Source organism: Clostridium paraputrificum AGR2156, assembly GCF_000424025.1.
In the GTDB taxonomy this organism is placed as follows: Bacteria; Bacillota; Clostridia; order Clostridiales; family Clostridiaceae; genus Clostridium; species Clostridium paraputrificum.
Map to the genome: position 1 here is coordinate 495,949 of NZ_KE384122.1, position 11,720 is coordinate 507,668.

Consider the following 11,720-nt stretch of genomic DNA (forward strand, 5'->3'; position numbering starts at 1 on the left):
TTATTAAATTTATTTGAAATATCTATAAAAATTCCAACTTTAATATAATGCTATTGTAAATTTAGAAAAATTAAACTATAATGCTTTATAAAATAAAGAAGAACATAAGAAAGGAAAGGAAAATGAAGAACTTTTTGGATAGCGTTACTCAGTACTTTTCACCAGAGTTAATAAATAGTTGCAAAAGAATATCTAAGTTTCTACTAATATACACTGTGCTTTTTATACTGCTTGCAATGGGATTAAAATATGCAATTCCATTTGTAATAGCACTTCTTATTGCAATGAGTTTAAGACCAATAAAAAATAGAATTCTATGCATAAATAAAAGATTAAAAAAGTTTAAGCTTACAGATGGATTTGTTTCAATGGTTTTAACAATAACCATTGTTGCAGTAGCAGCTTTTTTACTATTTATAATAGGGTTTAAAATAGCTGAGCAATTAAATAACTTTTATACATACATAACAGATAAAAATACATTAAATAATATAATGAGTACAGTTTCTTTAGAAATAAATAATCTTTTAAAGAATGCTAATGACATAGATTCAGGAATTTTAGAAAAGATAAATGAGTTAATACCTAAACTAATATCTATTGGGACATCACTTGCAGCTACATTTGTTCAAAACTTATTAAATATATTAGTATCAATTCCAGCTGCATTTGTAATGGTGATAATAACGATTATAGCAACTTTCTTCTTTACTAAAGATATAGATGTAATACAAGTAAAGTTAAAAGGGGCCTTTTCTGAAAAGGGAATTGAGTTAATTAGAAGTTTAAGAAAAAAGAAAAATGAAATATTTGGTGGTTATCTGAAGGCCTTTGCACTTATTATGATAGCAGTAATAATTTACACATCTGTAATATACAAATTTGCAGGAATAAAGTATGCAGTAGTAATAGCAATTATTACAGGAGTATTAGATGCACTTCCTATATTTGGTGCAGGTTTGGTTTATGGAATTGTTGGAATAACAGCTTTGTTAGGGCAAAACTATAAGGGAATACTAATTATTATTTTAGGGTATATTGGATGTGTTGTAATAAGACAGTTCTTACAGCAACAATTAATGTCTACATTCTTAGGGTTAAATCCATTAGTAATAATAATTGCATTATTCTTAATAATAACCCCGGTAGGGTTTGTAGGAATGTTTTATTTCTTAGGAGCATTTATTTTATATGATATAATAAGCCCTAATAAAACACCATAAGGTATGGAATTTTTACCAGATTAATAATATAATGGATTTAAACATGTAAAATTGGGGATTAAAAATACATTAAAAAGGGGGAATCCAATTGAAAAAAGTAAAAATAGCATTGCTTGGCTTAGGTAATGTTGGGCGTGGGGTATGGAATATTCTACAAATGAATGGTGAAGAAATCATGAAGCGTTCAGGATGCCAAGTTGAAGTTGCAAAAATCCTTGTAAGAGATCCTAGTAAAGCTAGAGCAGTTAAGGTCCCAGAAGAGTTAATAACAACTAACTTTGATGAAATTTTAAATGATGATTCTATTAAGATAATAGTTGAAGTAATGGGAGGCATAGAGCCAGCTAGGGAGTATATCTTAAAGTCATTAAATAAAAAGAAGCATATAGTTACAGCTAATAAAATGCTTTTAGCTACATATGGTGATGAATTATTTAAAAAAGCAGATGAAGAAGAGGTTATGCTTAATTATGAAGCAAGTGTAGCAGGTGGTATACCTATAATTCAAGCTATAAATGAAAGTTTAACAGCAAATAAGATTGAAAAACTATATGGAATAATTAATGGTACAACAAACTTCATTTTAAGTAAGATGGAACTTGAAGGTAGTGACTTTGAGAATGTATTAAAAGAAGCACAAGAAAAGGGATATGCAGAAGCAGATCCTACATCTGATATTGAAGGTTTTGATGCCCAATATAAGCTTGCAATTTTATCTTCTTTAGCTTTTGGAACTAAAGTTAAGATAGATGATGTTTATAGAGAAGGAATTACTAAAATAACTTCAAAGGATATTAGATATGCTAAGGATTTTGGATTGGTAATTAAGTTATTAGCCATAGCAAAAGAAACAGATGGAAAACTTCAGTTAAGGGTACATCCAACAATGATACCAGCTACTCATCCTTTAGCAAATGTACATGATTCCTTTAATGCAGTGTTTATTAAAGGAAATGCAGTAGATGATTTAATGTTCTATGGAAGAGGTGCTGGAGATTTACCTACAGGAAGTGCTGTTGTAGCAGATATAGTATCAATTTTAAGAAGTGATGTGGATACTGAAAATAGACTTCCAGTAGAAAAAAATAACTTATGGCATAAAGAAATTGGGGGAATTAATGATATAACTAGTAGGTATTACATTAGAACAACAGTAACAGACAGACCAGGTGTACTTGGTGAAATTACAGCCATATTTGGTAGGCATGGAGTAAGTTTACGTTCTGTAATTCAAAGAGGAAGAATTAAAAATGAAGAAGAAGTAGGATTAGTTTTAGTAACTCATTATACTGAGGAAAAACAGTTACAAGGTGCAATTAATGAAGTTAAAGATATTGATGCTGTAAAAGAAATTAATAATATGATAAGAATAGAAGATTTTAATTAAAAGGAGCTCTTTTGAGCTCCTTTTATATTATTGTCATTAGAATAGTTATTGTAATGACTCCTACTACAATTGAAAGTCCTAAAGACTTTTTCTTAAGTGAAATTAATAAAACAATAATAGATGCCATAAGTTCTATGTTAGAAAAGCTTAAGTTTAAACTACCATTATCAGTGAAAATTCCTGGGCATATTAAAGCAGCAAAAATTCCTGCAGGAATAAACTTCATCCATTCGATAAGCCAATTTGGAAGTTCTTTTCCTGAAAGATATACCATAGGTAAACTACGTGGAATATAGGTAAATACAGATATTCCTAGTATAAGTAAGATAACATTAATTGTATTAACTTCCATCTTAAACACCCTTTCTGATTTTAATGAATTTTTCTACAAAGTAACAAAGGGTTGCTGATAGCAAGGTAGCTATAATTACATATAAATTGTTGTTCATAATCAAAGAAAGATTAACAGCTGTAAATCCAGAAATAACAGCACATAAAATGTATATTCCTCCCTTAAGTTGAAGACACAAAAGACATATAAACATAGAGGTTAGAACAAAGTTAATTATGGTATCATTAAAATTGAATATTGAACCTGTAACCCCACCCAATATATTAGATAATATCCATGTAGAATGAGAAACTATATTAAGTATAGTGGCTCTACGTGTATTCCATCTACCTTCTTTAAATTTTATTAAATTAATAGCAAAAGTTTCATCTGTTATTTCATGAGAAAAAAATAATAAAAACTTTTTGTTACATTTACTAAAGTATTGAGAGAGAGTTGAGCTCATTAATATATGTCTTAAGTTAACTATAAAAGTTGTAAGTATTATAGAAAACATTGAAGAATGAGCTATAAGCATTGATGATGTTATAAATTGTCCACTTCCTGCAAATACGAATAAAGAAAGGAATCCAATTTCTATTGGAGACAATCCTGCTTTTTGAGATAGAATTCCTGAAGCTATTCCAAGAGGTATATACCCGATACATATAGGGATAGCCATTTTTACTCCATATATTACATCATCTCTAGATAGTTTATTTTCTTCCTTTTTATTATGTATTGTTTCAATCATTTAAAAGCCCCCCTTAAAAATTCCTTAAGTAAAATTATACCATATGTATTTTGTAGTATAATATAATTCTATTTATGATTGCAGAGATAATTATTAGAGTCATAAATGATAGAGATAGAGCTTATGAAATAAAAAAAAAATTATAAAATATGTGGTATTACATAACTTATTATGCTATAATTATCACAACAAAAGATAGTAATAGTGTAAATTATGGAGGCAATGATGGAACAAGGTAATTTTAAAGATTTTAACGGAGATATTTTTGGACAAATTTTTTCTCATTTTGGGAAACAATTTAAAGGATTTAATAATGGTGGAGGTCCTAAAAAGAAGGGGTCCTTTGTAGGCTTTTTAAAGTGGTTAGCATTAGCTTATATAGCAATTGCTATATCAAAGTTTTTAGCATCTGATTTAATATTGGATGTATCTTTAAGTGCATTTTATATAGTTGCACCTTTCGTAGTAGTTTCAGTATTATATGGATTAACTCATTCTATGAAAAAGTTACCTATAATTGGGATAGTAGTAGCAATATTATACGGAGTAGTTTTATTCCTATGTAGCCCTATATTAAATTATAAGGCACATAGAGATTTAGTAGGAACTGTTGATGAAATTGAATTTTCTAATGAAATTGAACATATTGATTTGAAGCAGTTACCAACAATAGATACACAACTTGCTGCAAAGCTTGCAGATAAAAAACTTGGAGAAATTCCTTCTCTTGGAAGTCAGGTGACAATTGGAGAATTACATTTACAAAGTATTGGTGGACAACTTTACTATGTAGCTCCACTTGAGCATTCTTCACTAATTAAGTGGCTTACTAATAGAGAAGGTACAAGTGGTTATATAAAAGTAAGTGCAACTAATCAAAATGATGTTCAATTGGTTACAGAATTAGATGGAAAGCCTTTAAAAATTAAATATTTAGAATCATCATATCTTTTAAGTGATCTTCATAGAGCAGCTTTTTTAAGAGATATGAAATCAGCTCATACGGACTTTACTTTTGAATTAGATGATAATGGAAGACCATACTGGGTTGTTACTAGATATGACAATGCTATTGGTATTACAGAAGCAAAGGCTATTGGGGCATTAGTTATTGATGCTCAAACAGGAGAATCTGAAATATATGATATAGATAATATGCCTAAATGGATAGATAGAATTCAACCTTCAAAATTTATTAATAACTATATTAATAAGTGGGGAGAATTAGTTCATGGTGTATTTAACTTTAATGATAAAGATAAGTTAAAAACAACTACAGGAATGAACTTAATATTTAATAAAGATGAATGTTTCTATTATACAGGAATAACATCTGTGGGTAACGATGAAGGATTAGTTGGATTTACATTAACAAATACAAGAACTGGTAAAACTACAATGTATAAGACAGCTGGAGCAACTGAAGAAGCTGCTATTAGATCTGCAGAAGGTAAGGTTCAACAATATGGATATAAAGCTACATTCCCATATTTAATTAATATTCAAGGGGAACCAACTTACTTTACAACATTAAAAGATTCTAATGGATTAGTTAAGCAATATGCAATGGTTAATGTTAAGAACTACAATACAGTAGGAGTTGGTGATAATCTTCAATCTACATTAAATAAATATTTAGAGGGATTAACAAATACAAATATTTCACTAGAGGGTTCTAACAAAGAAGAAGTTATTCAAGGCGAAGTTGAGAGAATTGGTCTTGTAGTTAAAGATGGATCTAGTATCTATGATATTAAGTTAAAAGATAGTGATAAAATTTATTCAGTATCAACAGAAACTTCAAGAGAGATAGCTTTAACTAAAGTTGGAGATAAGGTGGAAATAAAGTATATAAATGTAGGTGCAAGTAAATATATAATAGTAAATGGATTTACGAATATAACTACTATGCCAGTAGAATAATGGGTAAAAAGAGGAGATAGCAATATCTCCTCTTTTTTTGGATACATATCAATATGCTTTTTCTTACTAAATAATATATATTTATCTTTTTTTTACAATAAGATATAATTGTAAATAAGGCACAAATGTTAAAAATTAATAATAAAACGTATAGGGGAGAGTAGGATATGAAGTTATCAAAAAAAATTGTCATATTATTTATGACTATATCTTTAGTTACAGTAACTTTATATATGATATCTATGGGCTTTGTATCAAAGTATTTATATAGCGGTGAAGTGACTAGAATAAGTGGAATAGCATCCGGATGTATAAATAGAGTGAATGGAGAAGTATCAAAGGTAATAGGAAAAGGAAATGATTATACAAGCTTGTTATCGCTAGCTGATACATATAATGAGAAATTAAATGAAACTAATGCTTTAGAGGAATTAGGGATTATAAATAAATTTAAAAATGACAATATTGATTTTAAAGTTGTGTTAGATTCAAATCTTAATGAAAAAGAGAAATTTGAATCTAAGGATGTAAGTGATAGAAGTAAAAATGAGTACTCGAGTTTACTAAATAAAATAAAAACAATAATAAAAGAAAAAAAGGATATTAAAAAGGGATATATAACAGGAAAAGAAGGGTTATATATTTTTTCACACAATAAAAAGTACAACTCATCTGATTATGTGGTGATTATAGATAGTTTTGATGATGGATTTATAGAAAATGTTTCTAAAGATATGAATAAAAATGTTTCATTATTAAAAGATATAGCTACTACTGGTGAGGTGGAGGACTCTAAACTAGATAGTGGAGAAAACATTAAATTAGTAACAAATGAAAGTGATGTAAGTGCTTACTATAAAATAGAGTGTGTAGATGGAGAGAATTATTATATTAAAGTTTCAGAGCCATTGGTAGTAAAAGAGAGTCAAAAAAATAATATTATTATTTTATCTGTTATGTTCATATCTATTAATCTTATTATTAACATTATTTTAATAGTTTTAATGAAGAACATAGTTATAAAAAGAGTGGAGAGAATAAGCGAAGGAATAAACAGGATAAAAGAAAATAAAGATTTGAAAGAGAGACTTGATTTAGATAATAGTAGTGATGAAATTAGTAAACTAACTAGTGATATAAATGAAATGTTTGATGCTTTAGAGACGTCAAATAATTTGTTTATGGAGAATGAAGAAAAAAGTATTAAGCTTTTAGAGGGCTTAGATAATGGATATGCCTATTTTGGAGAGATTATGGATGAAGAAGGAAATGTTGTTGATGCAAATCTCCTTGATGTGAATGCATCTATGTCAAAAATTTTAAATATTCCTAAAAAGAATCTATATAGAATGACCTTTAAAGAAATTTTCTTTGATAAAATTAATGATGAAGAATTTATAAGGGACATATTATCATCAGGTAAAAGAGATGGAGAGACATTAAGCAAAAATTGTATTGCACTAGGAAATAACAATTGGGCATCAATAGCTGTATATCCAATTGAGAACCATCATTTTGCTATGTTACTTACAGATATAACTGAAAATAGAAGAAATGAAGATGAAATGAGATATTTAGGAGACTATGATGTATTAACTGGTCTTCAGAATAGATATAGTTTATACAATTACATGGCACAGCTTAAGGAAGATGGGAAAGTGTTTAGCATATTCTTTATAGATTTAGATAACTTTAAGTCTTTAAATGATTCGTTAGGACATAATAGTGGAGATGAAGTGTTATGCCAAGCTGCATTTACCTTGCAAAACTTAGAAGAAGATATTGAAGTGGGAAGACTAGGGGGAGATGAATTTCTGTTAGTTAAAAAGGGAGAACTATCTAAAGCAGATGCAGAAAACTTAGGGAATAAGATTTTAAGAAAACTTAATAAGACTTTCGAGTATAAAAATTTCAATTATGAGTTAAAAGCAAGCATTGGGGCAAGTTCTTTCCCTAATCATACAACAGATATAGAAACGTTGATTAGATATGCAGATATTGCTATGTATAAGAGCAAAAATTCAGGTGGAAATATTATAGAAGTATTTAATGAAGAGATGTTAGAAGATATATTAATAGAAGGGTTATTAAAAAAGGCTATAGATAATAAAGAATTTGTAGTTAACTTCCAACCTATTTATAGCGTAAATAAAAAAATGATAATTGGAGCAGAAGCTTTAGTAAGATGGGTAAGGGATGGAAAGGTAATATATCCTGACAAATTTATTCATATTGCTAAAAGAACAGGAGATATTTACGAAATAGACAATTATGTATTAAAGGAAGCTTGTATTTTCTGTAAAGAAAAAAGAAAAGAAGGCTTTAAGGATTTTCAAGTGTCAGTAAATGCTTCTTATAGATTTTTAAAACAACATAAATTTATTGATAAATTAAAGGATGTATTAGATGAAGTTGGGCTAGATCCAAATGGCTTAAAGCTTGAAATTACAGAAGATGAAGTTTTAGAAGATGCAAAACAAGTTGTAGAGTTATTGAAGGAAATTAAAGCTTTAGGAGTGATGATAGCTTTAGATGATTTTGGAGTTGGATATTCATCCTTTAGTTATATAAAAATTCTTCCTATTGATACCATAAAGATAGATAGAAGTCTATTATCAAAGATTGAAAATGATAGAAAAACAGTAGCTATAATTGAAACATTAATAAAGCTTGCACATACCCTTGAGTTAGATGTAATAGCAGAAGGTGTAGAGATGCAGGATCAATTAGACTTACTAAAGACTTTAAACTGTGACAAAATTCAAGGGTACTTTATAAGTAAACCAATAGAAAGAGAAGAATTTAAAAAATTATTAGAACAACATAGTTAGTATTTAAAGGAGCTATTAAAAGTAGCTTCTTTTTTTATTCTTTAGGAAAGCTGTGACTTGGAGCTTGCGACGGAACAATCAGAATAACTATCTACGGATACATACGGAACTAATTTACAGTTTATAAATTAAATGTTGAATAAAATTATAAAAAGTAACAAAATGAGTGAAAATGACTTATATATCTAACAAAATGATAAAAATTTTAATATTTGTTGATAATTATTATAAAAATGCTTATAATTAATTTAACATGTTAAATCGAAAAAATAAAAAATGACGAAAAAGGGGGACTACCAATGAGTAAAAAAGATAAAATAAAAATGTCTTTTATAGAAAAAGTAGGTAAAAAAATACCGGATCCGGTAATTATATTTATGATATTATATGCAATCGTTATGATAGCGAGTATATTCATGGGTGGAATGGAGTTTGAAACATTAGCCGCTGATGGGGGAACAATATCTTATGAAATTAAGAACATGTTTGCGGCTGAAAACTTTAGATGGATTTTTGGAAATGCATTATTAAATAACTGGTTAGCATACGGTGGAGGAGTTCTTGGAACAATATTAATCGTTATGCTTGGAGTTGGACTAGCAGAAGAATCTGGTCTACTATCAGTTTTAATTAAAAAAGTAGGATTAAAAGTTTCAGATAAGTTTTTACCAGTAGTTTTAGTATTCTTAGGAATTATGAGTAGTATAGCTACTGATGCAGGATATATAATCTTAATACCATTAGCAGGTATGTTATATGTTGGATTAAAGAAGAATCCACTTATAGGTATGGCAGCAGCTTTTGCTGGGGTATCAGCTGGATTTAGTGCTAACTTAATACCAGGTACACCTATAGATGTTATTGTTGGTAACAACGCAAAGGTGTTTGCTGAAAGTCAAGGTATACCTTTTGTTACAGCAGCGGGACAAGCTATTACTCCTGCAACAATGCACTACATATTTATAGTTGCTTCAACAGTATTATTATCAGTTGTTGGTTATTTTGTTACAGCTAAATTCATTAAGCCAAGATTAGAAAAAGAAACATACATTGTTCCTGAAGATATGAATATGGCTGACTTTACAGTTAAAGAAGAAGAAAATAAAGCTTTAAAATGGGCAGGATTAGGATTGTTAATTGCCTTAGCTCTTGCAGCAGTACTTTACTTTGGACCACTTGCTACGTATGTAGATGATAAGGGTGCAACAGTTAAGCCATTTATGGATAACATAATTCTTATAATTACATTTGTATTCTTTGTTCCAGGCTTACTATATGGAATGAAATTAAAGAAATTCAATAATGCTATGGATGTAGTTCAAGCTATGTCAAAGCAAATGAGTGGAATGGGATCTATATTGGTATTAACATTCTTCTGTTACAACTTCTTAGCATTATTAAGCTACTCAAACTTAGGTACATATATAACTTACTTAGGTGCAACAGGATTACAATCATTAGGATTATCTGATTCACCAATTTTATTATTAATAGGATTCATTATAGTTACTGCTATAATCAACTTATTCGTTGGTGGATTAACTTCAAAATGGATGTTACTTGGACCAATATTTATACCAATGTTATACCAAGTTAATGGAGCTCTAACTCCAGATATGGTTGCAGCTGCATATAGAATTGCAGACTCATCAACTAATGTGATATCACCACTTATGTCATATGCAGGTATTATCCTTGTATTCATGAAGAAATATAAGCCTGAATATACTTTAGGAGATATGATTAAGTTAATGTTCCCATATTCAGTAGCATTCTTGATTTCCTGGACAATCTTATTAATAGTATTCTTTACATTTGGAATTCCACTAGGAATTTAATAAAAAGACTTAGCTCTTTCTTGAGCTAAGTCTTTTTTAGCGCACTCTGCTTTTGAAAACTCATATGAAAAAAGGATTAGGTGCATATAATTTTATTTTTTATATTGCTAAATTGTTGGAGTTATCCAGGATTTAATAATATATAAATCTCCTAAATAATAAAAAGTGTAGAAAATTTACAGTTTTTTTTATTTAGGAGATTATAATTAGTACGTGTTATCTACCACAACACTTCTTATATTTCTTTCCACTTCCACAAGGGCAAGGCTCGTTTCTTCCAGGCTCTTTATCCTTTATTATAGTAGTCTTTTGTCTAGCTATTGATTCTGCTGGTGTTAAGCCCTTTAAAGACCATATAGGTGTATTGTTAAAGATCTTAGAGAAAGAGTTAACTATTGAATCAGCTAAGGACTTATTACTTAAATCTAATTTATAAGAAGTTAGTAATTCAACTATTATTTGAGTGTCCATGTCATTTTTTATATAGAATATTAACTGACTAAGTAATGAATCTATATCGGATTTTTTTAAATTAGTCTTAGAAAGAATATTTTTAAGTTCTAGTACTTCTTCACCCCAAGTATCTTTGAAATTTCTACCTAAAGAAATAAAGAAATCTTCATTGCTGAAGTTATATTGAATAGTTTGTCTTACTCTTAATTCCTCGTATACATCTTCAGGTGAGAAAAGAAATGGGTGAATTAATGCGTTACCTTCTGTAAATGCTTCATAGCTTCTAAAAATATAATTTAAGTAAAAATCTAAGTTTTCCTCTTTAAAAACCGTACTTTCCTTATTAGTTATTATGGAATATAATTCTCCACCTAATAAAAGACCGTAGTGAGTCATTAATCCATCTATAAGATTGATTCCTTCTGAACGTTCTTTAAGGTTGGAAATATATTTTTTAGAAGATATTAAAGAATTTATTCCTTCTTTTATATCACTTGGTACTACAAGGTAGTAATTATCCTTTATAGATAATTTAAATAGTACTCCAAGAGAAGATAATCCTCCAATTAAGTTTAAGTTATCTATTGAAAAAGAATATTCAACTAAGTCTTCTTTAGCTAATTCCTTTAACAGATTAAGTTCCTTATAAGATAGTTCGCAAAGTATATTATCTATATTATCAGTAATATAAGCAGATACTAGATTAACTAACCCATCTTTACCTAATTTTGAATACCCTTTAATATCTAACCTCTTAGCTATTTCTGTAAGTGTAGGTTTAGTTTGAAGAGATAAAAGTTCTGAAGTATTAGATTCTTTTAAACTATTCTTACATTTAGTAAAAGTTTGATAGTATTTTTCAAAATAGTATTTTCTTAGTTGCTCATCGTAGTAGTACTTTTTAGTATGCATTAAAATTCTCCTTTGCTATATATTAACATTTATAATTATCCATTAACCTTATATAGTATCCATTTTTT

The 11,720-nt window shown here is 28.6% G+C and carries 8 protein-coding genes; 5 read left to right on the top strand and 3 right to left on the bottom strand.

Annotated features, from left to right (window positions below; translation table 11 throughout):
* Positions 1 to 122: 122 nt before the first annotated feature.
* Together G594_RS0117170 and G594_RS0117175 are read left to right on the top strand one after the other, a co-directional pair.
* Positions 123 to 1,223 carry an AI-2E family transporter gene (locus G594_RS0117170; protein ID WP_027099676.1) on the top strand — a complete coding sequence of 367 codons (1,101 nt, stop codon included), beginning with the start codon at positions 123 to 125 and terminating at the stop codon, positions 1,221 to 1,223.
* 88 nt (positions 1,224 to 1,311) lie between these two features.
* Positions 1,312 to 2,610, top strand: coding sequence for a homoserine dehydrogenase (locus tag G594_RS0117175; protein WP_027099677.1), 1,299 nt, complete (start codon positions 1,312 to 1,314; stop codon positions 2,608 to 2,610).
* Between the two features lie 22 nt (positions 2,611 to 2,632).
* On the opposite strand, the gene G594_RS0117180 is transcribed toward G594_RS0117175, so the two are convergent.
* Both G594_RS0117180 and G594_RS0117185 read right to left on the bottom strand, forming a co-directional pair.
* The gene (locus G594_RS0117180) at positions 2,633 to 2,962 is read right to left on the bottom strand and encodes an AzlD domain-containing protein (RefSeq protein ID WP_027099678.1); all 330 of its coding nucleotides are present in this window, start codon (positions 2,960 to 2,962) and stop codon (positions 2,633 to 2,635) included.
* Position 2,963: 1 nt separating this feature from the next.
* Positions 2,964 to 3,695, bottom strand: a complete 732-nt coding sequence (locus tag G594_RS0117185) for an AzlC family ABC transporter permease (RefSeq protein ID WP_051196075.1) — start codon at positions 3,693 to 3,695, stop codon at positions 2,964 to 2,966.
* Positions 3,696 to 3,920: 225 nt separating this feature from the next.
* On the opposite strand from G594_RS0117185, the gene G594_RS19330 reads away from it, so the two are divergent.
* The 3 genes from G594_RS19330 to G594_RS0117200 all read left to right on the top strand — a co-directional run bounded on the left by G594_RS19330 (position 3,921) and on the right by G594_RS0117200 (position 10,287).
* Entirely contained in the window at positions 3,921 to 5,618 is a 1,698-nt protein-coding gene (locus G594_RS19330) for a cell shape-determining protein (protein ID WP_242829743.1), read from the top strand.
* A 167-nt stretch (positions 5,619 to 5,785) separates the two neighbouring features.
* Positions 5,786 to 8,449 (top strand): EAL domain-containing protein, encoded by a 2,664-nt coding sequence (locus G594_RS19800; protein ID WP_027099680.1) that lies wholly within the window; start codon positions 5,786 to 5,788, stop codon positions 8,447 to 8,449.
* Between the two features lie 299 nt (positions 8,450 to 8,748).
* On the top strand, positions 8,749 to 10,287 hold the full coding sequence (locus tag G594_RS0117200; RefSeq protein WP_027099681.1) for an AbgT family transporter: 1,539 nt from the start codon (positions 8,749 to 8,751) through the stop codon (positions 10,285 to 10,287).
* 216 nt (positions 10,288 to 10,503) lie between these two features.
* On the opposite strand, the gene G594_RS0117205 is transcribed toward G594_RS0117200, so the two are convergent.
* Positions 10,504 to 11,652, bottom strand: a complete 1,149-nt coding sequence (locus tag G594_RS0117205) for an SEC-C metal-binding domain-containing protein (protein ID WP_027099682.1) — start codon at positions 11,650 to 11,652, stop codon at positions 10,504 to 10,506.
* Positions 11,653 to 11,720: the final 68 nt, after the last annotated feature.